This is a genomic window from Actinoplanes sp. NPDC051388 (assembly GCF_055586225.1).
In genome coordinates this window covers 1-22,141 of sequence record NZ_JBVJIP010000002.1, presented here as the reverse complement: position 1 = coordinate 22,141, position 22,141 = coordinate 1, and the positions used below count along the sequence as shown (strand labels likewise).

27 protein-coding genes and 3 tRNA genes are annotated in these 22,141 nt (G+C 69.9%); 16 read left to right on the top strand and 14 right to left on the bottom strand.

What is annotated here, in order from left to right; all coding sequences use genetic code 11:
* Positions 1-218 precede the first annotated feature (218 nt).
* Positions 219-1,451, top strand: coding sequence for a PrsW family intramembrane metalloprotease (locus tag ACZ6TI_RS04330; RefSeq protein WP_465343567.1), 1,233 nt, complete (start codon positions 219-221; stop codon positions 1,449-1,451).
* On the opposite strand, the gene ACZ6TI_RS04325 is transcribed toward ACZ6TI_RS04330, so the two are convergent.
* Positions 1,452-1,700 (bottom strand): hypothetical protein, encoded by a 249-nt coding sequence (locus tag ACZ6TI_RS04325; protein WP_465343566.1) that lies wholly within the window; start codon positions 1,698-1,700, stop codon positions 1,452-1,454.
* 86 nt (positions 1,701-1,786) lie between these two features.
* On the opposite strand from ACZ6TI_RS04325, the gene ACZ6TI_RS04320 reads away from it, so the two are divergent.
* On the top strand, positions 1,787-2,182 hold the full coding sequence (locus ACZ6TI_RS04320) for a PaaI family thioesterase (protein ID WP_465343565.1): 396 nt from the start codon (positions 1,787-1,789) through the stop codon (positions 2,180-2,182).
* A 57-nt stretch (positions 2,183-2,239) separates the two neighbouring features.
* Positions 2,240-2,632 (top strand): hypothetical protein, encoded by a 393-nt coding sequence (locus ACZ6TI_RS04315; RefSeq protein ID WP_465343564.1) that lies wholly within the window; start codon positions 2,240-2,242, stop codon positions 2,630-2,632.
* Here the strand turns inward: ACZ6TI_RS04315 and ACZ6TI_RS04310 are convergent.
* Complete coding sequence (locus tag ACZ6TI_RS04310; protein ID WP_465343563.1) at positions 2,629-2,943, bottom strand: hypothetical protein; 315 nt, start codon at positions 2,941-2,943, stop codon at positions 2,629-2,631. The two genes, ACZ6TI_RS04315 and ACZ6TI_RS04310, sit on opposite strands and share 4 nt — an antisense overlap.
* A 294-nt stretch (positions 2,944-3,237) precedes the next feature.
* On the opposite strand from ACZ6TI_RS04310, the gene ACZ6TI_RS04305 reads away from it, so the two are divergent.
* Positions 3,238-3,411 carry a CsbD family protein gene (locus tag ACZ6TI_RS04305; RefSeq protein ID WP_465343562.1) on the top strand — a complete coding sequence of 58 codons (174 nt, stop codon included), beginning with the start codon at positions 3,238-3,240 and terminating at the stop codon, positions 3,409-3,411.
* 66 nt (positions 3,412-3,477) lie between these two features.
* Here the strand turns inward: ACZ6TI_RS04305 and ACZ6TI_RS04300 are convergent, their stop codons facing one another.
* Entirely contained in the window at positions 3,478-3,912 is a 435-nt protein-coding gene (locus ACZ6TI_RS04300; protein WP_465343561.1) for a YybH family protein, read from the bottom strand.
* A gap of 102 nt (positions 3,913-4,014) precedes the next feature.
* Here ACZ6TI_RS04300 and ACZ6TI_RS04295 point away from each other — a divergent pair, with 102 nt between their 5' ends.
* Genes ACZ6TI_RS04295 through ACZ6TI_RS04285 form a run of 3 tightly spaced genes read left to right on the top strand, consistent with a single transcriptional unit; the run spans position 4,015 to position 6,488 of the window.
* Complete coding sequence (locus tag ACZ6TI_RS04295) at positions 4,015-4,386, top strand: YciI family protein (RefSeq protein ID WP_465343560.1); 372 nt, start codon at positions 4,015-4,017, stop codon at positions 4,384-4,386.
* The gene (locus tag ACZ6TI_RS04290) at positions 4,374-5,585 is read left to right on the top strand and encodes an RNA polymerase sigma factor (RefSeq protein ID WP_465343559.1); all 1,212 of its coding nucleotides are present in this window, start codon (positions 4,374-4,376) and stop codon (positions 5,583-5,585) included. The genes ACZ6TI_RS04295 and ACZ6TI_RS04290 overlap by 13 nt, the downstream gene beginning before the upstream one ends.
* Positions 5,586-5,600: 15 nt before the next feature.
* Positions 5,601-6,488, top strand: a complete 888-nt coding sequence (locus tag ACZ6TI_RS04285; protein WP_465343558.1) for a DUF817 domain-containing protein — start codon at positions 5,601-5,603, stop codon at positions 6,486-6,488.
* On the opposite strand, the gene ACZ6TI_RS04280 is transcribed toward ACZ6TI_RS04285, so the two are convergent.
* Positions 6,461-6,811 (bottom strand): hypothetical protein, encoded by a 351-nt coding sequence (locus tag ACZ6TI_RS04280; protein ID WP_465343557.1) that lies wholly within the window; start codon positions 6,809-6,811, stop codon positions 6,461-6,463. The genes ACZ6TI_RS04285 and ACZ6TI_RS04280 overlap by 28 nt on opposite strands.
* A gap of 74 nt (positions 6,812-6,885) precedes the next feature.
* Between ACZ6TI_RS04280 and ACZ6TI_RS04275 the strand changes: the two genes are divergently transcribed.
* Entirely contained in the window at positions 6,886-7,665 is a 780-nt protein-coding gene (locus ACZ6TI_RS04275) for a DinB family protein (protein WP_465343556.1), read from the top strand.
* Positions 7,666-7,743: 78 nt separating this feature from the next.
* Positions 7,744-7,959 carry a hypothetical protein gene (locus ACZ6TI_RS04270; RefSeq protein ID WP_465343555.1) on the top strand — a complete coding sequence of 72 codons (216 nt, stop codon included), beginning with the start codon at positions 7,744-7,746 and terminating at the stop codon, positions 7,957-7,959.
* A gap of 676 nt (positions 7,960-8,635) precedes the next feature.
* Here the strand turns inward: ACZ6TI_RS04270 and ACZ6TI_RS04265 are convergent.
* From ACZ6TI_RS04265 to ACZ6TI_RS04235, 7 genes are all read right to left on the bottom strand, one after another.
* Positions 8,636-8,709, bottom strand: a tRNA-Phe gene (locus ACZ6TI_RS04265).
* A gap of 13 nt (positions 8,710-8,722) precedes the next feature.
* A tRNA-Asp gene (locus ACZ6TI_RS04260) sits at positions 8,723-8,796 on the bottom strand.
* Positions 8,797-8,820: 24 nt separating this feature from the next.
* Positions 8,821-8,893: transfer RNA gene (locus tag ACZ6TI_RS04255), tRNA-Glu, on the bottom strand.
* Positions 8,894-9,026: 133 nt separating this feature from the next.
* Positions 9,027-9,965 carry a MerR family transcriptional regulator gene (locus tag ACZ6TI_RS04250; protein ID WP_465343554.1) on the bottom strand — a complete coding sequence of 313 codons (939 nt, stop codon included), beginning with the start codon at positions 9,963-9,965 and terminating at the stop codon, positions 9,027-9,029.
* On the bottom strand, positions 9,955-10,554 hold the full coding sequence (idi, locus tag ACZ6TI_RS04245; RefSeq protein ID WP_465343553.1) for an isopentenyl-diphosphate Delta-isomerase: 600 nt from the start codon (positions 10,552-10,554) through the stop codon (positions 9,955-9,957). The genes ACZ6TI_RS04250 and idi overlap by 11 nt, the downstream gene beginning before the upstream one ends.
* Positions 10,551-11,996: a phytoene desaturase family protein gene (gene crtI / locus ACZ6TI_RS04240; RefSeq protein ID WP_465343552.1), complete on the bottom strand. Its 1,446-nt coding sequence runs from the start codon at positions 11,994-11,996 to the stop codon at positions 10,551-10,553. The genes idi and crtI overlap by 4 nt, the downstream gene beginning before the upstream one ends.
* Positions 11,997-12,027: 31 nt before the next feature.
* The gene (locus tag ACZ6TI_RS04235; RefSeq protein ID WP_465343551.1) at positions 12,028-13,128 is read right to left on the bottom strand and encodes a polyprenyl synthetase family protein; all 1,101 of its coding nucleotides are present in this window, start codon (positions 13,126-13,128) and stop codon (positions 12,028-12,030) included.
* Between the two features lie 66 nt (positions 13,129-13,194).
* Between ACZ6TI_RS04235 and ACZ6TI_RS04230 the strand changes: the two genes are divergently transcribed.
* A complete protein-coding gene (locus tag ACZ6TI_RS04230) occupies positions 13,195-14,082 on the top strand; it encodes a phytoene/squalene synthase family protein (RefSeq protein ID WP_465343550.1) in 888 nt (295 codons plus the stop codon).
* Positions 14,079-15,404: a cryptochrome/photolyase family protein gene (locus tag ACZ6TI_RS04225; RefSeq protein ID WP_465343549.1), complete on the top strand. Its 1,326-nt coding sequence runs from the start codon at positions 14,079-14,081 to the stop codon at positions 15,402-15,404. The genes ACZ6TI_RS04230 and ACZ6TI_RS04225 overlap by 4 nt, the downstream gene beginning before the upstream one ends.
* 115 nt (positions 15,405-15,519) lie before the next feature.
* On the opposite strand, the gene ACZ6TI_RS04220 is transcribed toward ACZ6TI_RS04225, so the two are convergent.
* Complete coding sequence (locus ACZ6TI_RS04220; protein ID WP_465343548.1) at positions 15,520-16,386, bottom strand: hypothetical protein; 867 nt, start codon at positions 16,384-16,386, stop codon at positions 15,520-15,522.
* 66 nt (positions 16,387-16,452) lie between these two features.
* A complete protein-coding gene (locus ACZ6TI_RS04215; RefSeq protein WP_465343547.1) occupies positions 16,453-17,487 on the bottom strand; it encodes a serine hydrolase domain-containing protein in 1,035 nt (344 codons plus the stop codon).
* Positions 17,488-17,525: 38 nt separating this feature from the next.
* On the opposite strand from ACZ6TI_RS04215, the gene ACZ6TI_RS04210 reads away from it, so the two are divergent.
* From ACZ6TI_RS04210 to ACZ6TI_RS04195, 4 genes are read left to right on the top strand one after another with little or no spacing between them, the layout of a single operon-like run.
* Positions 17,526-18,878, top strand: coding sequence for a dihydrolipoyl dehydrogenase family protein (locus ACZ6TI_RS04210; RefSeq protein ID WP_465343546.1), 1,353 nt, complete (start codon positions 17,526-17,528; stop codon positions 18,876-18,878).
* Between the two features lie 57 nt (positions 18,879-18,935).
* A complete protein-coding gene (locus ACZ6TI_RS04205) occupies positions 18,936-19,583 on the top strand; it encodes a serine/threonine-protein kinase (RefSeq protein WP_465343545.1) in 648 nt (215 codons plus the stop codon).
* Between the two features lie 11 nt (positions 19,584-19,594).
* Positions 19,595-19,816 carry a hypothetical protein gene (locus ACZ6TI_RS04200; protein ID WP_465343544.1) on the top strand — a complete coding sequence of 74 codons (222 nt, stop codon included), beginning with the start codon at positions 19,595-19,597 and terminating at the stop codon, positions 19,814-19,816.
* Positions 19,786-20,064, top strand: coding sequence for a hypothetical protein (locus ACZ6TI_RS04195; protein ID WP_465343543.1), 279 nt, complete (start codon positions 19,786-19,788; stop codon positions 20,062-20,064). The genes ACZ6TI_RS04200 and ACZ6TI_RS04195 overlap by 31 nt, the downstream gene beginning before the upstream one ends.
* A 263-nt stretch (positions 20,065-20,327) precedes the next feature.
* On the opposite strand, the gene ACZ6TI_RS04190 is transcribed toward ACZ6TI_RS04195, so the two are convergent.
* Positions 20,328-20,711: an ATP-binding protein gene (locus ACZ6TI_RS04190; protein ID WP_465343542.1), complete on the bottom strand. Its 384-nt coding sequence runs from the start codon at positions 20,709-20,711 to the stop codon at positions 20,328-20,330.
* Positions 20,712-20,892: 181 nt separating this feature from the next.
* Here ACZ6TI_RS04190 and ACZ6TI_RS04185 point away from each other — a divergent pair, with 181 nt between their 5' ends.
* Positions 20,893-21,744, top strand: coding sequence for a Rieske (2Fe-2S) protein (locus ACZ6TI_RS04185; protein WP_465343541.1), 852 nt, complete (start codon positions 20,893-20,895; stop codon positions 21,742-21,744).
* Positions 21,745-22,141 lie beyond the last annotated feature (397 nt).

The following is a 22,141-nucleotide window of genomic DNA, read 5'->3' as shown; positions in this document are numbered from 1 at the left end:
GTGGTGCGGCCTCAGAGGAAGCGGGACGTGGTGCGGCCTCAGAGGGGGCGGGACGTGGTGCGGCCTCAGAGGGGGCGGGACGTGGTGCGGCCTCAGAGGGGGCGGGACGTGGTGCGGCCTCAGAGGGGGCGGGACGTGGTGTGGCCTCAGAGGAGGCGGGACGTGGTGCGGCCTCAGAGGAAGCAGAGCGCTCTGCTTCCCGAGGGGGAGCGGTTGATGTGCGGCCGGCGGTGGGCTCGGCGGTGCAGCCGTCCCTGTGGGTGGTGCTGGTGCTGCTCGCGGCCGGGGCTGCCCGGACCGCGTGGACGCTGGGCGAGTTCGCGGGGTCCTACCCGCGGGCCACGGTCGTCGCGGTCGGGTTGTTCGCGCTGTTCGCCGTACCGTTCTGGATCTTTGTCTCGGAATTGGACTTTCTGGAGCGGGAGCCGGTCGGGCTGCGGATCACGGCGTTCGCGTGGGGGGCGCTGGTGGCCACCGCGGTGTCGATTCCGGGGAGTGCGGCGCTGGTCAACATCACCGCCAAGCTCGGCTCGCCGCACCTGGCCGCGGACTGGGGCGCCGCGCTGGCCGGGCCGACCGTCGAGGAGATCGCGAAGACGCTCGGCATCGTGGCGATCGTGCTGATCGCCCGAGCGCAGATCAACAGCGTGCTGGACGGGGTGGTCTACGGCGCGCTGGTCGGGCTCGGATTTCAAGTGGTGGAGGACATCGTCTTCGCGGTCGGCGCGGTGGCCCTCGCCGGGCGCGGCGACGACCTGCAACCGGTGATCGCGACATTCCTGCTGCGCGGCTTTCTCGCCGGCGTGTGGAGTCACACCCTGTTCGGCGCGCTGGCCGGCGCCGGGATCGGCTTCCTCGTGGTGCGCCGGGACCGGCCCCGATCGCGACGGATCGGCGCCGGGCTGCTCGGGGTGACCGGGGCGTGGGCGTCGCACGTGCTGTGGAACTCGCCCCTGCTCAGCGACGGCCTGGGCAACGGCGCGCCGGCGCTGCTCGCGGTGCTGCTGCTCAAGGGGCTGCCGCCGCTCGTGCTGGCGCTGTGGCTGGTGCGCCGGGCACACGACAAGGAGGCCGACTTTTATGCCGGGCAGCTGGCCGGCCTGGCAGACCCGGAACTGGTCACACCGGGCGAGCTGGCCGTGCTGCGCTCGGGATCACGACGGTCCGCGGCGCGCCGGCATGCCGAGCAGGTGGCGGGACGGGCCGGTCGGGCGGCGGTGCGGCGGCTCCAGGAGGCGCAGGCGCGGCTCGCGGTGGAACTCAGCCGGGGAGTGCCGGTGGACGGTTCGGGTGCTGCCGTGCGTACCCAACGGAAGATCTTGATCGGTCTTGGGCACCCGGAAGCGGTCGCCGGGCCGCGCTCGTGGCGCCGGACCGCCTCTACGGTGGGGACCACTGCGCTGGCGGTCGCAGTGGTGTGGGCCGCGCTCTCGGCCCTCGGCGGCGCCTAGTCAGACCTGGGGCGGCAGGCCGCCGTCGCCGTCCACGATCGCGTCGGGGGTGCCGTCCTGGTCGAGGTCCACCATCGTGATGTCGACCTTGCCGTCGCCGTCGGTGTCGAACTGAAACAGATCGGCCTTGCCGTCGCCGTCGGTGTCGGACACCCAGACGTCGGGCTTGCCGTCGCCACTGGTGTCGGTGGCGAGCAGATCGACGCGGTCATCGCCACGCGTCTCGACGGTCTCCTGCGGCTCGGTCATCTGGGTCCCTTCGTGTGCGGTCGGTTCCTAGGCGACCTTAGGGGCCTGGTGCCAGCGCCGCGACCCGGCACGTAACGTCGGTGATCGTGGAGACGCAAGCGATTGGGCCGGCCGGCGTGCTCGGCGACCGGATGGGCATCACGTTCGTGGAGCAGTCGCCCGAGCGGGTGGTCGGGACGATGCCGGTCGAGGGCAACACCCAGCCCTACGGGTTGCTGCACGGCGGGGCCTCCTGCGTACTGGCGGAGTCGCTCGGGTCGATCGGCGCCACGCTGCACGGGCGTACCGTGAACAGGCCTTTTGCCCTTGGCATCGACATCAACGCGACCCATCACAAGGGCGTGCGCACCGGCACGATCACCGGGGTGGCGACGCCGGTCCATCGAGGCCGCACGATGGCCTGCTACGAGATCGTCATCACCGACGAAACGGGCGATCGGGTGTGCACCGCACGGCTCACGTGTCTCCTGCGTGACGCGTAGTTCACTTTTGAAGGACCGAGCGCTGCGCTGCTTGACGAAACCACGTACGTTCTTTGCGTGACCGATGTACCACAGCATGCGCTCGACGACGCTGCACAGGTGTTGCACTGTGCGCTCAGCGGCGACAGCGATGCCGTGGTCGGCACCTTCGATGCCGTGGTCGACCGATCGGGCGTGGTCGGGGCCTATGACGTGGCCTGGTGCCTGGCCGCCACGATGGTCGGGCAGAACGTGCCGCTCGGCGGCGCCTGGACGCTCGACTTCCCCGGCATCGACGACGCGCGTTACGACAAACGCTGGGTCGCCCGCTTTGTGAGTGCCTATGTCAACGGCGACGTCTCCACCGGCGAGGCGCTCTTCAGCGCCGCGATCACGGACGGCCAGCTGCCCGAGTGTCTGCTCGCGCTGGCCGGCTCGACCGTGGCGACGCTGCGCCACCGCGCCGCTTAGTCGTCGGTGTTCTTCAGGTAGAGCGCCTTCGCATATTGCGCGGCGGCGGCCTCGTTGTACATCGTGGCCTGGCTCATGTACCACCCGTTGTCGGACAGCGCCTTCTTTGCTGCCGTCATGCCGGACCACCGGATGTCCGCGTCGACCTGGGTGAGACCGCGTGCCTTGAACTGGCGGCGCATCTGCATCTTGCCGGACTGGAAGGCCTCGGCGGCCTCCTCGGCCAGCTTCATGCAGGACATGCCCTTCTCGCTCAGCGCCTCGGCGAGTGTCCAGGCAGCCTGCTCGGCGGCGCTCTTGAATTTCAGCAACGTCGCTCCTCCCTCTTGACCGACGATGATGGTCCCGGATAGCGATACGTAATCGGGGTCTCCGACGACGACGCTGCGCGCAGGGTGCAGAAAAGGGCAAACCGTCTTCGACGTTCGGCCCCGTCAACGTATCGATGGTCGCCGCTAGCGGCGACTTCTTTCCCGGTGCGAGATCTGATCATGGCGCTACTCGCTGTCACCGGCGGCCCGCTGCGGACTCGTGGCGCGGAACATGTTGGTTCCGTGCCGGTGGGGGTAATCCGGGACGGACACACGATGACGTGGAGGTGCGCGATGGCTACCGACGACAAGATCGACAACAAGGCCGAAGAGCTGGGTGGCAAGGCCAAGGAAGGCCTGGGCAAGGCCACGGACGATGAGCGTCTCGAAGCCGAGGGCAAGGCCGACCAGCGCAGCTCGAACATCAAGCAGGCCGGCGAGAAGATCAAGGACGCCTTCAAGTCCTGATCTCGTTTCGTCGCGAAGGCACGGTCGGCACTACGCCGACCGTGCCTTCGCCATCTGGGGGACCCCTCAGGGCTCGAGGTTGACCGACGCGGCGAAGCTGCCGTCCATCTCGAAGGGCACCGACTCGTGCTCGTGGGTGATCTGCCAGCGGCCGTCCTGGCGGCGCAGGCCGTGGGTCGTCCGGTACCAGAGGGAGAAGCTCTCGGGGCTGCCCTTCGGGGTGGCGGTCAGGCAGGTCAGCGACGTGCAGAACGCGACGTCGCCGCCGATCGTCACCTCCAGGTCGCGCACCTCGAGGCTCATCGTCTCCTCGAAGGTGGACAGCCACTGCTCCATCGGGACCGGGTCGCGGGCGTCGCGGGGCTGGCGCAGGGGAGGTGCCAGGTTGAAGATCACGGCGCTGGGGGCGTACCCATCGGTCATGGCTTTGGGGTCTTTGGCGCCGATTGCGGCGGCCTTGTGCTCGATCAGATCGCGGATCTGCTGCTCGTCGGAAGTCATGTCGTCCTCCACGCGGTGCGGGTTGATGTCACCGGGGACGTAGAAGCGATGGCCACGGCTTCGACATCCCGATGAAAGAATCTTCTTCCGGGAGGCGCCGCCATGAAGTACATGATCTTGATTCACTCGAACCCGCAGTCGCTGGAGCTGTGGGAGAAGCTGAGCGAAGAGCAGCAGTGGGATCTCGGTCGCGGCCACATGAAGCTGACCGAGCAACTGGCCGAGTCCGGCGAATTGATCGTCTCCGAGGGGCTGGCCGACCCCGCGCTGGCCCGCTGGGTCTCCGTGCGCGACGGCGAGACGGTCACCTCCGACGGGCCGTTCGCCGAGGTCAAGGAGCATCTGGCCGGCTTCTATCTGATCGAGTGCGAGAGCCTCGAGCGCGCCATCGAATGGGCCGCCAAGGTGCCCGACGCCCACCTGCGCGAGGTCGAGGTGCGGCCGATCCTCGACATGAGCGGATGGGAGTTCTGAGCGGGCGCGCGATCGAGGATCTGCTGCGCGAGTGCGCGCCGCAGGTCCTCGGCGCCGTCGTGCGGCGCTACGGCGACTTCGCGACCTCGGAGGACGCGGTGCAGGAGGCGCTGCTCGCGGCCGCTCAGCAGTGGCCGGCCGAGGGCGTGCCCGCGCAGCCCAAGAACTGGCTGATCACGGTGGCCGCGCGCCGGCGGATCGAATTGTTGCGCAACGAGGCGGCGCGGCGCCGGCGCGAGGAGGCGGTGTTCGCCGCCGCCGGAGATCCGCCGCCGGTCACCGAGGTGGACGACTCGCTGACGTTGTTGCTGCTCTGCTGTCACCCCGCGTTGACCGTCGCCTCGCAGGTCGCGCTCACCCTGCGTGCGGTCGGCGGCCTCACCACGGCGGAGATCGCCCGCGCGCTGCTGGTTCCGGAAAAGACCGTCGGCCAGCGGATCAGCCGTGCCAAGGCGCGGATCAGACAGTCCGGCGCGCAGTTCACGTTGCCGCCGGCCGACGAGATTCAAGAGCGATTCTCTTCGGTACGCAAGGTGCTGTACCTGATCTTCAATGAGGGATACACCGCCAGCGCCGGGACGCGATTGCACCGTGTCGAACTCTCCGCCGAGGCGATCCGCCTGACCCGGCAACTCCACGAGCGCCGGCCGCAGGACGGCGAGACCGCGGGCCTGCTCGCGTTGATGCTGCTCACCGACGCGCGGCGACCCGCCCGCCTGCTCGACGACGGCAACCTGGTGCCGCTGGCCGAGCAGGATCGGCGATTGTGGAACCGTTCCGCGATCGACGAGGGCGTCGCGCTGATCACCGAAACCCTGCAGCGCGCGCCGATCGGCCCCTACCAATTGCAGGCCGCGATCGCCGCGGTGCACGACGAGGCGACGCGCGCCGAGGAAACCGATTGGCCGCAGATTCTCCAGCTGTACGGAATGCTGCGACTGCTCGATCCCGGCCCGATGGTGACCCTGAACCGAATCGTCGCGGTAGCCATGGTGGACGGTCCGGAACCGGCGCTGGCCGAGCTCGCCGAAGCCGAGAAAGAGCTGGCCGGGCATCATCGGGTGGCTGCGGTCCGGGCGCATCTGCTGGACATGGCGGGAGATCGCGACGGCGCGCGGGAACAGTTCCGGCTGGCGGCGCGGACCACGCTCAGTTCCCCCGAGCAGCGCTACCTGGAGTCACGGGCCTCGCGCGCCTGACCTACCTTCGGGCGAGTGCGACAGCTGATCCGGTTCACCACGCAGCAGGCGATGAGTTGCGTCTTCGCGTTCGCGGTGTTCGCCATGCTCGCGCTGAGCAGGGTCGTGCACACCCCGCTGCCGCGTTATGACCTGCTGCTCGTCGGTTGCGTCGGGCTGACCCTGGTGCTCTGGGCGACCCGGGTGGAGACCGGGCGCGAGGTGCTGGTGATCACCCTGTTCCACCTGGTCGGGCTGGCGCTCGAGCTGTTCAAGGTGCGGGTCGGCTCGTGGTCCTATCCGGAGGACGCGTACACCAAGATCTTCGGGGTGCCGCTCTACAGCGGGTTCATGTACGCGGCGGTGGGCAGCTACATCTGCCAGGCCTGGCGCCGGCTCGACCTCGGGCTGATCGACTATCGGCCGTGGCCCACGGCGGTCGCGGCCGGGGCGGTCTACGCGAACTTCTACACCCACCACTGGCTGCCCGACCTGCGGCTGCTCGGCGCGGTCGCGCTGGTGCTGGCGACCTGGCGGACCACTGTCACGTTCCGGGTCGGCGAGGTGCGCTACCGGATGCCGCTGTGGGTTTCGTTCGTGCTGATCGGCGGGTTCCTGTGGCTGGCCGAGAACGGCGCCACGTTCCTCGGCGCCTGGCAATATCCGGACCAGGGTGACGTGTGGCGGATGGTGCACGTGTCGAAGTTCGGGTCCTGGGCGCTGCTGGTCAGCGTGAGCTTTGTGCTGGTGGCGGCGCTGAAACGGCTCGACGTGCGGCGGCGCGGGGCGGGGCTGTCCGACTTCGACCCGCCGGCCCTGTCCTCTCAGCCGGACTTGCCCTCGCAGCCGGACTTGTCGTCTGAGCCGGACTTGTCGTCTGAGCCGGTCTCTTCGTCTCAGCCGGTCTTTTCGTCCAGGTATTGAAGGAGCTCGTAGGCGGCTCGTTCCACGTCCTTGTGGCGCCACTCGGCCGCGCGGTAGACGCAGGCGATCAGCCCGGACCGGTGCACGCGTCGCAGGTCGCCGCAGACGAACGCATATCGGGCCTTGGTCTCGTCGTTCGCGCCCTCGGTCAGGCCCAGGAACCACTCGGCGTATTGCTCCCAGGAGTGCTTCTCCAGGAACGCGTTCTCGTCGGCGGCCTTCGGCTGGGCGTCACCCCAGTCGCTGTCCAGCACATACTGTTTGCCGTCGATCAGCTTGCGGGCGTGTGCCACGCCCGCCGGGTTCACCTCGTACGACGCCATGTCAGGCACGTTATCGGACAGCCGGCGAACGACGCGGCCCCACGATCACCCGCCGCCCGGTTAGGGTCTCTCCCGTGACCGCTCAGTACGGACCTCATCGCTACACCGCGGGCTTCGACAGCTCCCACACCGACGCGCATCGCGGCGAGACGTTCCTGGTCAAGGACCTGACCGGCGCCAAGTTCATCGACTGCGACCTGACCGGTGTCAAGATCTCCGACGGCTGGCTGGTCGACGTGAACGTCTCCGGCTATGTGGAGAACATGACGGTGAACGGCGTCGACGTGACGGCGTATGTCGAGGAGCAGCTCGACCGGCGGCATCCCGAGCGGGTGCAGCTGCGCGAGATGAAGAACGCCGACGACTTCCGCGCGATGTGGGCGACCGTCGAGGAGCTGTGGGCGGCCGCGGTGGCGCGCGCCGCGCGGCTCCCCGAGGAGGCCCGCCACCAGCGCGTCGACGGCGAGTGGTCGTTCGTCGAGACGATCCGGCACCTGATCTTCATGACTGATTCGTGGGCGGTCCGCACGGTCCTGGACGAGCCGAGTCCCTTCCACCCGCTGGGTCTCCCGCAGAGCTGGTACCCGCCGGCCGACGCCGAGTCGCTGGGCATGACGCCGGACGCGCGGCCGACCTTCGACGAGGTGCTGGTGGTGCGCGCCGAGCGGATGGCGACGGTCGGCCGGATCGTGGCGGACCTGACGGACGCCGGGCTCGGCCGGCAGTGCCTGCGCTCGCCGGCGCCGAACTATCCGGAGGAGCCGCGGGCGGTCGCCGAGTGCCTGGCGGTGGTCTTCGAGGAGGAGTGCGAGCACTACCGCTTCGCGACCAGAGACCTGGCCGCCCTCGAATAGTCGCGACCCTCGCACGCCGGGTGCGGCTCGTTGCCCGGATGGCAGTCACTGTCATGTCATGACGCTGAGCGAGCAGCGATGATCACGGTGACCGTGCGCTTGAACGACCCGGTCGGGGAGATCCTGGGCACGTTGCAGCGGCCGCGGAGCTTCGGCCCCGACGCGGCCCTGACCCGCCTAGAGGTGAACGGCAACACCTACCTGGTGGTCGGCGGCGACGAGGAGACCCTCTACGTGCGCCTGGTCCAGTCGGCCACCGTCATCGGCGGCGTCGCAAACCACCGCGGCTGGTGATCACCCGGTAGCCGTCCTCGAACTCGATGAGCGCGGAGTTCCGGCTCCCGCGAACGAGCACCCGGCAGGCCTGGCCGGCCCGGTCGACGCCGTCCCCGAACCAGGGCGCCTTGCCCCGCACCCCTAAAAACTCCCAGGTGCGAAACCGCCACACCCACCAATAGGAAAAGTCGGCCACCGCCACAGAACCCCCGCAGCCTGACGAATGAACGCCGCACCCGATCCAAGCCCCGCTTCCAAGCGAAGTGCCCACCGAGCGCAGCGCAGGTTCCGGTCTGAGCCCCGGTTTCAAGCCGAGTGTCCACCCAGCGCAAGTTTCCAGTCCGAGCCCCGGTTTCAAGCGGAGTGCCCGCCCAGCGCAAGTTTCCGGTCTGAGCCGCGGTTTCGAGCGGAGTGCCCACCCAGCGCAAGTTTCCAGTCCGAGCCCCGATTTCAAACCGAGTGCCCGCCCAGCGCAAGTTTCCGGTCTGAGCCGCGGTTTCGAGCGGAGTCCCCGCCCAGCGCTAGTTTCCAGTCCGAGCCCCGATTTAGGGGTGAGTGCCCACCCAGCGCAAGTTTCCGGCAGCGGGGGTGCGGGTGGCGAAGCCCCCGCTCTCGCCGGGCGAAGCCTCGGCGAAAAAGGAACGAGGCTGGCCCGGCCCGCGCTCTCCGCGGGCAGTAGACAGCCCCAGTCTCGTGGCCAGGGGCGGGGTCGAACCGCCGACCTTCCGATTTTCAGTCGGACGCTCGTACCAACTGAGCTACCTGGCCGTGATGTTCGTTGCGGTCCTGACGGGACTTGAACCCGCGACCTCCGCCTTGACAGGGCGGCGAGCACTCCAACTGCTCCACAGGACCTTGCTCAAAACTGCGTAACTACCGTACCCCCAACGGGATTCGAACCCGTGCTACCGCCTTGAAAGGGCGGCGTCCTGGGCCACTAGACGATGAGGGCAACTCCGCCATCATTGCATACCCGCAATGACGTTGGTCGCGTGCCCCAACCGGGCCCCGCCTGAGGCTCCGAAAGCATACGTGATCCCCTGGCCCCCCACCAAACCGGTATCCGCCAACGCCGTGACCAGCCACTATGTCGTGGCCGCGGCGATCAGGCCGCGGACCGCGTCCGCCAGGTCGTTCATCAGCGGGACCTCTTCGGGCAGCATCTCCTTGGCCCAGCCGGGGCCTGCCGCCGCCACCAGCAGGGGGCGTTTCGGGCCGTGCAGGAGGCGTTCGAGTTGGCTCGGGTCTGCGGTCTCGGGGCGATGCGACCAGAGCAGCACGGCGGCGGGTCCGGTGCGCTCGATGGCCTGGGACAGCGCGTCGGGGGGCACCCGCGCGCCGAGCAGGCGGCTCGCCACGCCGGCCTCGGCCAGGGCCGCGGCGATCGCTTCCAGGGGCAGGGTGTGCTGTTCCTCGTCGGCGGCGGCGAGCAGGATGCGGGGCGGGTCGCCGGCGGGAGGGCGAGGCACCCCGCCGAGCGCTTCGGTGACCGCGCGGGAGAGCAGGTGCTCGACGTCGATGTAGCGCAGCGTCGCCGCGTACCGCTCACCGACTCCGACCAGGACCGGGACGATCAGCTCTTCCCACGTCTGCACCACCCCGTGCCGGGAGATCGTCATCTCCAGGATGTCGCGCAGCGCCGGGCCGTCGAGGCGGACCGCCGCGCGGGCCAGGCCGCGCGCGGTCGGCCCGGCCGCGCCGACCGGGATCGCGTGCCCACCTCCGTCGCGGGCGGGAAACTCGCGCGTGGACGTGTCCGGCGGCAAGGCGGGGGGTGGGCCGCCATCCAGCGGTACGGGCACGCGCTTCGCCCAAGCGGCCGCCTCCGCAGGCGTGACCCCCTGCGCGGTCAGCCGCCGCATCACCTGAAGCCGGTCGAGGTCCTCGGGGGTGTACCGCCGATGCTGCCCGGGCACGTGGCTGCTCGGTCCGAGCCCGTACCGCTGATGCCAGGTCCGCAGCGTCGTGACGGCGACTCCGAGGCGTCGCGCGACCGCCCCGGCCGTCAGTGCGTCACCCATCACCGCCGCGCCCCGACAACTCGGGGGATCCTTCGTGCGCGCGCATGCCGGGGATGAGCCGGGCGGAGGTCAGCACTTCGAGCACGCCGCCCAGCCACGGGACGTAGGTGCGGGGGTCGGCGGCCATCGCGTCGCAGAGCACCGGTACCGAGATCCACTGGAGTGCGGCCACCTCGTCCGGGTCGGGGGACACCGGGATCGCGGCCGGCACGTCGGCGACGAGCACGTGGTCGTACTCGTACTCGACGCGGCCGCTCGCCGGGTCCTCGGCGTAGTACGGATAGACGCCGAGCACCCGCAGCGTGACGCCGGATACGCCGACCTCCTCGGCGAGCCGGTGTGCGGCGGCCGACACCAGGTCCTCGCCGGGCGCGGGATGACCGCAGGCGGTGTTGCCCCAGCGCAGCGGGAAGCGCGTCTTCACGCCGGCCCGCTGCTGCAACAGCACCCGGCCGTCGGGGTCGCGCAGGAACACCGAGAAGGCCCGGTGCAGCTGGCCGGGCGCCCGATGCGCCTGGTCGACGGTCGCGGACCCGGTCGGCGCGCCGTCCACGTCGACGAGCTCGACCAGATGGGTCTCCCGCTGGGTCATGACACCACCCGCGCGGCGGCCAGCTTTCCGGAGATCAGCACCATCGGCACTCCGACGCCGGGCTGCGTTCCGGACCCGGTGAACACGACGTTCTCCAGTGCCGGGTGCAGGTTGCTCGGGCGGAACGGGCCGGTCTGCCCGAAGGTGTGCGCGGCGGCGAACGGCGTACCCCCGGCCATGCCCTGTCTTTCCCAATCGGCCGGCGTGACTATCTGCTGCACCTCGACTCCGTCCCGGAAACCGATGTAGCCGCGCCTTTCCAGCTCGGCGAGGAGCTGATCGGCGTAGGCCGGACCGAGCTTGTCCCAGTCGAGCGGCGCCGCGACCAGATTAGGCGTCGGCGCGAGCACGAAATAGGTGGCCGGGTCGGTCGGGGGCCGGGTGACCAGCAGCGACGGGTCGCTCATCAGCACGCCGCGGTGGATCACTTCGTCGAAGGTGCCCTTCCAGGCCCGCCCGAAGTGAATGTTGTGGTGCGCGATCTTCGAATATGTCACCGACGAGCCGATGTGCAGCACCACACAGGAGGGTGAATAGCGCAGCCGCCGCGAATAGGACTGCGGCAGCAGATCGCGGTAGGCCACCGGCAGATCCGGGTTGAGCACCACGACGTCGGCGGGCAGGTGCCGGCCGTCCGAGGTGATGACACCGGTGGCCCGGCCGTTCGCCACCGGGACGGAGGTGACCTCGGTGTCGTAGAGGAAATCGACGCCGTGTTTGGCGGCGGCTCCGGCGAGCGCCTTGGGCACGGCGTGCATTCCGCCGGTCGGGTAATAGACGCCGGCCACCGAATCCAGATAGGCGATGACCGCATAGATCGCCAGCGCGTCGTGCGGCGCCAGGCCGGCATACATGGCCTGGAAGGAGAAGATCCGACGGGTGCGCGGATCCTTGAAGTATTTGTCGATCTTCGCCTGCAGCCGCCCGAAGCCGCCCATCCCGAGCAGTTTCAACAGGTTGAGGTTGACCAGGTCGATCGGGGTGTCCAGGTTCTTGTCGATGAAGTGATCGCGTTCCAGCTGCCACAGCTTGCGCGCGAAGTCCACGAATCGCAGGTAACCGTCCGCCTCGCGGGGCCCGCAGACCCGGGAGATCTCGGCCGCCATCCGGACCGTGTCGGTCTTCACGTCCAGAGTGGACCCGTCGGGATAGAAAGCCCGATAGGCGGGGTCGATCGGCGTCAGGTCGAGCCAGTCGGACAGGCTCTCGCCCACGGCTGCCAGCGGTTCGGCGATGAGCTCCGGCATGGTCAGCACGGTGGGGCCGGTGTCGAACTCGTACCCCTGGATGGAGAGCCGGCCGGCGCGTCCGCCCGGCACCGACTCGCGTTCCACCACCGTGACCTGCCGGCCGGCCGCGGCCAGATGCAGCGCACAGGCCAGGCCGCCAAGGCCGGCGCCGACCACGATGACCCGATCGGTGGGTCCGGTCACCTTGCGCACTACGTCTCCCGGGGGTCGGATGCAGAGGGAATCATGCCGGGCGGTGGGTCGCCGCGACAGCCAGGTGGGTCAGCGCGTCGCGCGCGTCGGGGTGAATCGTCGCCACTTCCAGTGCGGCGAGGCCCTCTTCGACGCGCTCCTGGATCAGTGCTTCGACCTGTTTCGGCGCGCCGGTGTCGGCGATCACCTCGGCCATCTGCTCGACGGTCGAACCGCCGGACAACACCTCGAGCTGCGCCGGGGTGGCCATCGAGCGAGCCAGCATGAGCAGCGCAGTCGGCTTTCCGGTGCGCAGGTCGTCGCTGACCGGCTTTCCGGTGACCGCCGGGTCACCGAAGACGCCGAGCAGGTCGTCACGCAGCTGGAAGGCCTCGCCGACATATTCGCCGTAGACGCTGTACGCGTCGTCGACCGCCGGCGAGACCGACGGCCCGGCCAGCGTCATGCCGAACTGCAGCGGCCGCTGCACCGTGTAACTCGCCGTCTTGTGCCGGGCGACCAGCAGCGCCCGCTCGACCGACCAGGCCTCCGGCTGCGATTCGCCGAGCACGTCCAGATATTGCCCGGCGACCGCTTCGATGCGCATCCGGTCATAGCAGGCCCGGACCGCGAAGAGCGTGGCGGTGGAGACCGGCGCCCGGGCCAGCAGCTGGTCCGCCCAGACCAGGCAGAGGTCGCCGAGCAGGATCGCCGAGGTGGCGCCGAAGTGGGACGCGTCGCCGAGGCGGCCGTCCTGCAGATGCTGGGTGGCGAAGATGCGATGCGCGGTAGGTGCGCCGCGGCGGGTGGCTGATTCGTCCATCACGTCGTCGTGCACCAGCGCGAACGTGTGCATCAGCTCGAGCGCCGAGATGGCCGGCAGCACCGGCTCGATCGGCTCGTCCGGGCCGACGACGCCGCGCCAGCCCCAATAGGCGAAGGTCGGGCGCAGCCGTTTGCCGCCGCCGAGCACCAGGTCGCGCGCCGTGCGGGAGAACAGGCCGAGGGCCGGATCGACGTTGTCCAGCGCGGTCACCTGGGTAGTCAAGAAGTCGGCCAGCGTCCGCTCGATCGCGCTGGTCAGCGCGATCTCCCGCCCGGTCTGGCGCGGGATCCCGCGGCGCGGGCGTCCTTCGAGAGTGTCATTGGCCACGAGGTGGAGCGTACCGTAGAATCGGCGGTTGCGTCGATTCGTGAGTCGATTTAGGGAGTGCAGCGCGTGGAGATCGATCTGCCGGCGGCCTACGAACGCTGTCGTGAGCTGCACCGCCGCCATGGACGCACCTACTATCTGGCGACCCGGCTGCTGCCCGCGTGGAAGCGGCGTCATGTGCACGCTCTCTACGGCTTCACCCGATATGCCGACGAGATCGTGGACCGCACCGAGGAGCTGCCGCCGGCCGAGCGCGCCGCCCAGCTGACCGCCTGGTCCGAGCGCTTCCTGGCCGGTCTGCGCGGCGAGGAGATCGGCGATCCGCTGCTGCCGGCCGTGCTGCACACGATCGCGGTGTTCGACCTCGACCTCGAGGACTTCGACAAGTTCCTGCGCAGCATGGCGATGGATCTCACGGTCACGTCTTATGCGACGTACGACGACCTGCTCGACTACATGGAGGGCTCGGCGGCGGTGATCGGCACGATGATGCTGCCGATCCTCGGGTCCGACGACCGCGCCGCCGCCCGCGAGCCGGCCCGCCAGCTCGGCCTCGCCTTCCAGCTCACCAACTTCATCCGGGACGTCGCCGAGGACCTCGGCCGCGGCCGCACCTACCTCCCCGACGAGCATCTGGCGCGTTTCGGCGTGACCCGCGCCGACCTCGAGCGCCGCATTTCCACCCCCGAGATCAAAGACCTGATCCGGTACGAGGTGAGCGTCGCGAAGCAGCACTATGCGATGGCCGCTCCGGGCATCCCGCTGCTGCACCCCGCCTCGCAGGCGTGCATGCGCACCGCGTTCCGGCTCTACGGCGGCATCCTCGACGAGGTGGTGGCCGCCGACTACGACGTCTTCACCCGCCGCGCCACGGTGCCCAACTCGCGCCGCGCGTCGGTCGCCGTCCGTTCGCTGCTGACCCGGCCCGGCACCCCGATGGAGGTTGCCGCGTGAAGGCCGCGGTCGTGTTGTTCACCCGTGACCTGCGGGTGCACGACAACCCGGCGCTGGCCACCGCGTGCGCGAACGCCGAGCAGGTGGTTCCCCTGTTCGTGCTCGACTCCAGGTTGCAGGACCTCTCGCCGAACCGGACCCGCTTCCTGCATGAGTCGCTCGCCGACCTGCGGGAGTCGCTGCGCGCCAGGGGCGGCGACCTGGTGATCCGGCTCGGCGATCCGGTCGCCGAGACCATCAAGGTCGCCCGCGAGGTGAACGCCGAAGGGCTGGCGATGGCGGGCGATGTGAGCGCCTATGCCCGCCGGCGAGCCGACGCCTTCGCGAAGGAACGCCTGTCGCTGCGACTCTTCCCGGGCACGACCGTGGTCGACCCCGGTGACGTGCGGCCGGGCGGCGGCAGCACCGATCACTACAAGGTGTTCTCGCCCTATCACCGGGCCTGGGCGGCGGCGAAGTGGCGCGACGAGGTGGCCACCCCGCGCAAGATCCAGCTGCCGCCCGGGCTCACGGCCGGGCGGATGCCGGCCACTCCGGGCGGGGAGTCGCCGGATGCGCTGGCGGGCGGGGAGACCGAGGGGCAGCGCCGGGTCGCGGCTTGGCTCGGGCACGTCCGACCGTACGACGATCTGCACGACGACCTGCAGGCCGACGGGACTTCGCGGCTCAGCGCGTACCTCAGATTCGGTTGTGTCTCGCCCTTGGCCCTGGCCAACGCAGTGCGCGGCAAAGAGGGGCCGGGCCCGGACGCGTTCGTGCGGCAGCTCTGCTGGCGGGACTTCTATTACCAGGTGGTCGCCGCGTTCCCGAAGATCTCCACCGAGGCCTATCGCAAGGCCGGTGACCTGGGGTGGCGGGACGATCCGAGCGCGCTGCGGCACTGGCAGGACGGCACGACCGGGGTGCCGGTGGTGGATGCCGGGATGCGCCAGCTGCGCGCCGAGGGCTACATGCACAACCGCGCCCGCCTGATCACCGCGGCGTTCCTGACCAAGCACCTGGGCATCGACTGGCGGCCCGGCGTGCAGTGGTTCTTCCGCTGGCTGAACGACGGCGACGTGCCGAACAACTCCGGAAACTGGCAGTGGGTGGCCGGCACCGGCAACGACACCAAGCCCTACCGACGCTTCAACCCGATCCGGCAGGCCGAGCGCTTCGACCCGGACGGCGTGTACGTTCGTCGCTACGTACCCGAACTGAAGTCGATCGAGGGCAAGGCCGTGCACCAGCCGTGGCGCCTGCCCGAGAGTCAGCGGCGCGGCCTCGACTACCCGGGGCCCCTGGAGTCGCATCGCGACGAGGCGGTTTGGTTGCGCCCATAGATTTCCCGGCGGTTCGGCCGGCGGGAAAGCGGGTCCTGCCGACCTGTTGCGTTCGTCCGTTCGGCCGGCAGGACCCGCGAGAACTTTCCCACCGGGCAACCCCCAAAACCCAGGTTCAGGCGGGCAGGGATCGCCAGGTGCCGTAGCGGTGGATCGCGATGCCGGCGAAGGCCGGGGTGGCCCGGGTCGCCGCATCCACCTTGGCCAGTTCGGTCGTCAGGTGGGATGCGCCCTCCTCGTGGAAGGTGCAGTGCGTGCAGTCCGGCAGCGGCACCGTCTCCGCGCCCAGCCGCACCTTCTTACCGGCCGTCTTTCCCCGGGCCAGCCAGTCCTGGCTGATCGCCACGATCGAGTTCGGGCCGGTGCCGGTGTCCCGGTAGCTCATGATGGTCACCGCGGACACCCGCCGCAGGACCTCATCCGCCAGGTTCTTGCTGCCGACCTGATATTCGCCGAACCAGAACGGCACGTCCGCCTCGAGGGGCAGACTGCTCGCGACGCGCATCTTGTCCAGCAGGGCCAGGTAGGACTTCTCGGTGGCCAGCAGGTCTTGGCTCCAGCCGGTCAGCAAATAGGGCTCCACGTCCAGGTGGATGCCGGCGAAGATGCCGGTCCGCAGCACCGTTCGCTGCCAGGCCAGGGCCGCCCCATGGTCGGTCACCCAGGCGGGGTCGCCGCCCAGGGCGGTCAGCTTGATCCTTGCCATGTCGGCTCGCATCCGCATCTCCTGCAGGCGCGCCAGGTCCCCGTTGACCAGGACCGACGGGCTCACGTGCACGAAGATCTCGGAGACGCCCTGCGCCGCGGCCCAGGTGACCACCTCGGCCGCCGGATCGTCGCCCCACAGCCACATCGCCCGGGTGTTCGCCGGCGCGGCGGTCATGCCGGCCCTGCCCGCGGTCGACACGTCGGGCAGGGCCAGCGCGGCGGCGACCATCATGAGAATGGCGGTTACCAGCCCGGACCGCCATCGCCCTCTCATGAACTGCCCCCTCCGCCGTGTTCCTTCTTCTGCGGGGGTTCAGAATCGGCAGCCGGCCGGGAAGGTTTAGGGCAGTGCCCCCTCGATCCGGTCGACGGTGTCGAAGTCGCCGAGCCGCCGCGTGGCATAGGCGATCGCCAGCCCGCGTGCCGGATCCGCCCAGGCCGCGTTCCCGCCGAGCCCGCCCATGCCCCACGAGCCGTCCGGTTCGACCTGCACGCCCAGGCCCCACACCACCTCGCTGCCGATGAACCGATCCACCCCGGAGAACTGGGCGGTCGCCATCATCGCGCCGACCGGCCGGCGCATCAGCTCGTCATAGAACCGGGCCAGCCCGACCGCGGTGGCGTGCAGATTGACCGCCGGGATCGAAGCCGAACGCCACAGCGCGCTGTTCACCACCGCGAGATCCCGGGCACCCAACGGGTTCTCCACCGCGCGCGCCTTCACCGAACCGGGCTCGCCGGTGTTGCGGGCCGGCCAGTCCGGCGCGTCGAACTCCAGGTCAGCACAGCGCGCCTGATCTTCCGCGCTCAACCCGAAGGCGAAGTCGGCCCGGAACGGCCCGGCGATCTCCTCGGCCACGAACCGCGCCGGCGCCCGGCCGTCGACCCGGCGGACGAGCTCGCCGAGCAGGTGGCCATAGGTGAGCGCGTGCTCGGCGGCGACGGTGCCGGGCGGCCACTCGGGTGCGGCCGCGGCCAGGTCGGCGCAGAGCACACCCCAGTCGGCCCAGGCCTCGGCCGGACGCGGCACCGGGAACGCCGGCAGGCCCGCGGTGTGCGTCAGCAGCTGGCGTACCGAAGCATCGGTTTTGAACTCCGGCCAATGCCGCGCGACCGGATCGTCGAGGGCGATCCGCCCGCGCTCGACCAGCAGCAGAACCGCCAGCGCGATCACCGGCTTGCCCACCGAATAGACGTTGACCAGGGTGTTCGCGTCCCAGGGCACGGTCCGGGCCGGATCGCGCCAGCCCTCCCGCAGATCCACCACGAGCTGCCCGTGCGAGATCACCGCGAGCGCCGAACCGCCTCGCGGATCGACCGCGAACGCCTCCCGCACCGCCTCGAACCCGGGCGTGACGAAGCCATCCATCGACATGGCCGCAACCTAACAAGCGAAAGTGCGAAGCTGAGGCCATGGAAGCAGATGTGGTGGTGGTCGGGCTCGGCGTCGGCGGCGAAGAGGTGGCCGGGCGGCTGGCCGAGGCGGGCCTCACGGTGGTCGGCATCGAGCACACCCTGGTCGGCGGCGAATGCCCCTATTGGGGGTGCATCCCGAGCAAGATGATGATCCGGGCGGGCAATGCGCTGGCCGAGGCGCGGCGCATTCCCGGGCTGGCCGGCGGTTCGACCGTGCAGCCGGATTGGGCGCCGGTCGCCAAGCGGATCCGGGACGAGGCGACCGATAGCTGGGACGACAAGGTCGCGGTCGATCGGTTCACCGGCAAGGGCGGTCATTTCGTACGCGGGACCGCCACGGTCACCGCCCCCGGCCGGGTCCGGGTCGACGACCAGGAGTTCACCGCGTCCCGTGGCCTGGTGATCGCCACCGGCACCGCCGCCGTGATCCCGCCGATCGACGGCCTGGCCGGCACCCCGTACTGGACCAACCGGGAAGCCATCGAGGCCGCCAACCTGCCGACCAGCCTGATCGTCCTCGGCGGCGGCGCCATCGGCCTCGAGTTGTCGCAGGTGATGGCCCGGTTCGGCGTCGACGTGACGGTCATCGAGGGCAGCGAGCGCGTGCTCGCGATGGAGGAACCGGAGTCCTCCGACACCGTCAGCAAGGCGTTGACCAGCGATCAAATCAAGATCCACACCGGGGTACGCGCCCAGCACGTCACCCACGACGACACCGGCTTCTCGGTCACGCTCTCCGACGGTTCCGTGCTGACCGCCGAGCGGTTGCTGATCGCCACCGGCCGCGCCGCCCGCCTGCAGGGCCTCGGCCTGGAGACGCTCGGCCTCGACCCGTCCGCCCGCTTCCTCGACACCGACGAGTGGATGCGCGCCGCCGACCGGGTCTGGGGCGTCGGCGACGTCACCGGCAACGGCGCCTTCACCCACATGGCGATGTACGAGGCCGACATCGCCGTCCGCGACATCCTGGGCCAGGGCGGTCCGGCCGCGGACTACCGGGCGCGCCCGCGGGTCACGTTCACCGACCCGGAGATCGGAGCGGTCGGCCCGACGGAGAAGCAGGCCCGCGACTCCGGCGTGGACGTCCAGGTCGGCTTCGCGCCGCTGCCGTACACGTCCCGCGGCTTCATCCACGGCCCCGGCAACGACGGCTTCATCAAGCTGATCGCCGACCGCGAGCGTGGCGTGCTGATCGGCGGCACGACGGCGGGCCCGTCCGGGGGCGAGATGCTGGGCGCGGCGTCGGTGGCGGTGCACGCCGAGGTTCCCCTGGCGACGCTGCGCAGCACGATCTGGGCGTACCCGACCTTCCACCGAGGCCTGGGCGACGCCCTGAAGGCCCTTGAATAGTTCCTGAAGATTGCTTCAAGTCCCGACGCAATCCCGGCGGTGGCATCGATGATGCCGGTGACGAGCAGAGTCGCGAATCGATATCGGCTGCTCGACCAGCTTGGCGTCGGGTCCCTGTCGGTGGTGTGGCGCGCACTGGACGAAGCGCTCGACCGCGAGGTGGCGGTCAAGATCGTTTCGCCCGGGGCGGCGAGCAGTGCGCGGCTGCTGAATCAGGCCAAGGCTCTCGTCCGGCTGCGTGACCAGCACGTGGTCGAGGTGCGCGACTGCGGCGAGACCGAGGCCGGCCTGCCGTCCGTGGTGATGGAACTGGTCGACGGCCCGTCGCTGGCCGAGCTGCTGACCCAGGGCGCTCTGCCGCAGCGCACGGCCTTGACGGTCGGCGCGCAGGTGGCCTCCGCGCTGTCCGCCGCGCACCTCCGCGGGATCGTGCACCGCGGCGTGCGGCCGACCAACGTGCTGATCACCGCGGACGGCGTGAAGGTGATCAGGTCCTTGCCCCCGCCGAGGCAGCTGGCCTCGGTCGCTGCTGATGTTGCCCCCGGGGCAGCGCATCGGGCGCCCGCGAAGCGGAGGTCGGCGTGGCGCGCCTCAGTGCGTCGACGGCCCCGGCGCCCGGTGCTGATCGCGGGAGTGGCCGCGGCGTTGGGCGGCCTGGTCGGCTTGAGCTGGTGTATCACTCGCATCGCCAGTCGTCGGTGGTGACACCCGCGGTCATGGCGCAACCGCCGGCGGCGACCTGCACGGTCGCCTATGCGATCCGCGAAGCCGCAGCCGGCCGGTTCTCCGCCGCCGTGCTGGTCGCCCGCACCGGCCCGGCACGGACCTGGCGCCTCTCCTTCGATCTGCCCGACGGCCAGCGACTGCTGAAGGTCTGGGGGACGGCTGGGCCCAGGAGGGAAAGTCGGTGCGGCTCAGCGGCACGGGCGCTTCGCTGAACAGCGGCTTCGAGGCCAGCTTCGAAGAGGTCGCCGCATTGCCCGGCGCCTTCAGCGTCGACGGCACCGCTTGCCAGGCACAGACCTCGGTGACCGAAAGCGCTCCGACCCCGGCCGCCGTCGAGCCGGAGCCCGACTCGGCGGACTCCAGCGACTCCGACGACTCCAACGACTCCAACGACTCCAACGACGCCGACCCGCACGGACCGGATTTGCGACCTGAGTCTTCTGTGAATCGCCAGACCTGAGTGTTTCGTGAGTCGCCGGACCTGAGTGTTCTGTGAATCGCCGGCGATCGCCGCATGCCGGTGGATGTGGGCGTTCTGCGGGACGGCGTCCGGCCTCGTCCGGCTCGATGTCGTCGATTGGGGCGGGCCGCTTGCGCGCTGGCCGGCTTCTCGTGCCGGTTTGCCTGGCCGGGCCGGATGGCGGGGGACGGCCTCGAGTCGCGCCTCGGCCGCCGTGTGGCCACGGGACTTTGTGTCCTGCGTACTTGAAAAAGGGGTTTTGGTTATGGAAGTGGGACTTCGGCGGTGACGGTGGTGCCGGAATCGGTGCTGTCGATGCTCAGGGTGGCGATTCGGCGGGCCAGCCATAAGCCGCGACCGCCCGGGGAACGTGCGGACGGCAGTGTGGCGCCGGCCCCGAGGTCGGTCATGCCCGGGCCGTTGTCGCTGACGCGGCACAGGAGGCGGTGATCGTCGCGCCAGATCTGCAAATGGCCGGCGCCGCCGCCGTGTGCGATCGCGTTTCCGCACAGCTCGTGCGCCAGCAGCACCACGTCGTCGAGCTTTTCGTCACCCGCGCCCAGCTCGGCCGCATACGCCGTGACCAGCGCACGAAGCTCGGTCAGGCCGCCCGTGCGGAAATGCCGGTCCAGCACCGGAACGCTCACCGCACGATTGGTCGGCATCCGGCCGGCCGCTCGCGGAGGACCATTCGGCCGACGCGACTTCTGCCGGGTCCTCGGCGCGTTCAGTCGCTCGGGCGCAGCAGCCATGTCCGAGTTATACCCGTTCCGGCAACTGCTCAAGCGTGGTTTATCGAGGTGCTCGCCGGGCACGCAGCAAGTCATGATGCGACAGTTGGTTGCGCGGCTCGAGCAGGCCCGTTCGCTGGACGCGATCAGCGACAAACTGCAGAAGATCGTCTATTCCGCGGTACGCCCACAGGCGGTGAAAGACGCGCTGCACGGCACGTGGCTGGGGCATCCGCTGCACCCGGTCCTCGTGCAGGTGCCGGTCGGGGCCTTCCTGTCCGCGGCGGTGCTCGACGCGCTTCCGGGCGGTCGCCGGTCCGCGACCACACTGATCGCCATCGGGGTGGCGAGTGCGCCGCCGGCCGTCGCCGCGGGCTGGGCCGACTGGTCCGAGATGACGCACGACCGGCGCCGCGTCGGTCTGGTGCACGCCGCGGCGAACGCGGTGGGAGTCAGCCTCTACCTCGGGTCCCTGGCCGCCCGCCTGTCCGGCCGGCCCGCACGTGGCAGGGCGCTCGCCTATGCGGGGCTCTCCGTGATGGGAGCCGGCGCCTACCTGGGCGGGCACCTCGCCTATGCCATGAGCGGCGGGACGAACCAGGCCGCCCCGGACGTCGTGCGTATTCCCGAGGAGTGGACGGCGATCGGTGACCTGGCGTCGCTGCCGGAGGGCAAGCCCACCGTGCGTACGGTCGGGGACGTGCCGGTCCTGCTCTTCCGGGAGGGCGACCGGGTGACCGCGATGATGGAACGCTGCTCGCACGAGACGGGCCCGCTCGGGGAGGGCGAGGTCGTCGGTTCCGGGGACGACGCGTGCGTGGTGTGCCCGTGGCACGGCAGCACGTTCCGCCTGCGGGACGGCGTGGCGGTGCACGGCCCGGCGGCGAACGACCAGCCGGTGCTGCGCTCGCGGGTGACCGCCGGCGTCGTCGAGGTGGCCCAACCTTAGGGAAATCGGCCACCTGACCTGGGGTAATGAGCGACACTGGGGGCCGATTTGGAGGCCCGGGGGACGTGCGGGTAGTGTTCTTTCTCGGCAGGGAAACGGGCGAGCTTGCGGTTCAGATCGCAGCGGCCGTCCTGCAAGTCCTCCTTCTTAGAGCGCGAAGCGATGCTGCGCGCTGTGGGTTGAGGGCGCACTGGAACAGATGGGTATGAACCGGGATATACCGGTTGACACAGCCCAGACGAGACAGTAAAGTTGAACGAGTGCCCCGAGGGCGGGCCGCCTGAGACAGGTGGTCAATCAGCGGTGTGTGGTTGTTCTTTGAGAACTCAACAGGGTGCTAGATAAGCCAGTGCCAATTAGTTATACCCCGGCCAGGGCGTTTTTGTTCTGGTTGTGG

Bases quoted from the DNA above. Each gene is read 5' to 3' on its own strand.
- ACZ6TI_RS04185 (WP_465343541.1), top strand. From the start codon at position 20,893: ATGCGACAGTTGGTTGCGCGGCTCGAGCAGGCCCGTTCGCTGGACGCG.
- idi (WP_465343553.1), bottom strand. From the start codon at position 10,554: ATGACCCAGCGGGAGACCCATCTGGTCGAGCTCGTCGACGTGGACGGC.
- ACZ6TI_RS04200 (WP_465343544.1), top strand. From the start codon at position 19,595: ATGGCGCAACCGCCGGCGGCGACCTGCACGGTCGCCTATGCGATCCGC.
- ACZ6TI_RS04305 (WP_465343562.1), top strand. From the start codon at position 3,238: ATGGCTACCGACGACAAGATCGACAACAAGGCCGAAGAGCTGGGTGGC.
- ACZ6TI_RS04220 (WP_465343548.1), bottom strand. From the start codon at position 16,386: ATGAGAGGGCGATGGCGGTCCGGGCTGGTAACCGCCATTCTCATGATG.
- ACZ6TI_RS04290 (WP_465343559.1), top strand. From the start codon at position 4,374: ATGGGAGTTCTGAGCGGGCGCGCGATCGAGGATCTGCTGCGCGAGTGC.
- ACZ6TI_RS04325 (WP_465343566.1), bottom strand. From the start codon at position 1,700: ATGACCGAGCCGCAGGAGACCGTCGAGACGCGTGGCGATGACCGCGTC.
- ACZ6TI_RS04295 (WP_465343560.1), top strand. From the start codon at position 4,015: ATGAAGTACATGATCTTGATTCACTCGAACCCGCAGTCGCTGGAGCTG.
- ACZ6TI_RS04280 (WP_465343557.1), bottom strand. From the start codon at position 6,811: ATGGCGTCGTACGAGGTGAACCCGGCGGGCGTGGCACACGCCCGCAAG.
- ACZ6TI_RS04210 (WP_465343546.1), top strand. From the start codon at position 17,526: ATGGAAGCAGATGTGGTGGTGGTCGGGCTCGGCGTCGGCGGCGAAGAG.
- ACZ6TI_RS04215 (WP_465343547.1), bottom strand. From the start codon at position 17,487: ATGTCGATGGATGGCTTCGTCACGCCCGGGTTCGAGGCGGTGCGGGAG.
- ACZ6TI_RS04300 (WP_465343561.1), bottom strand. From the start codon at position 3,912: ATGACTTCCGACGAGCAGCAGATCCGCGATCTGATCGAGCACAAGGCC.
- ACZ6TI_RS04270 (WP_465343555.1), top strand. From the start codon at position 7,744: ATGATCACGGTGACCGTGCGCTTGAACGACCCGGTCGGGGAGATCCTG.